The organism is Rhizobium cauense (assembly GCF_019511525.1).
GTDB classification, from domain to species: Bacteria; Pseudomonadota; Alphaproteobacteria; order Rhizobiales; family Rhizobiaceae; genus Rhizobium; species Rhizobium cauense.
On the sequence record NZ_JAEUAT010000085.1, the window covers coordinates 1 to 380 of the forward strand.

Annotated in this window: 1 protein-coding gene; it reads left to right on the plus strand. The window is 37.4% G+C overall.

Features of this window, described 5'->3' with window-relative positions; genetic code table 11:
• A partial coding sequence (locus JNB88_RS33245) for a hypothetical protein (protein WP_220359179.1) occupies positions 1 to 380 on the plus strand: 380 nt, incomplete at both ends.

Consider the following 380-nt stretch of genomic DNA (forward strand, 5'->3'; position numbering starts at 1 on the left):
GATATACAGACAAAGATAAAAGATCTGGAACACAAGCAGCAGGCATTAGAGCAATCGAAAACAAGTCAAAACATTCAGCCATGCCTGACGGAAACGAACAAGGAAGCACTTTGCTTGTTGGTGAACCTGAAGGAAAAAGTAATGAGTCCGAAAACGCAAAAATTACCAAAGGGGAAAGCTTTAGTATTAATCAACGGAACGGAGCAGTGAATAATGACGGAGCTAGAACGCAGCTTATTGAAAATAATCGAATCTCATTTAGAAAAATCGAAAGTGGAGCAAATGAAATTAGCAAAACTTTTAGTTCAATATCAGAGCAGGCAGGATTCACTAGAGATAGAATTAGAGAGGGCAATAATAGAATTGAACAGCAAAAATAT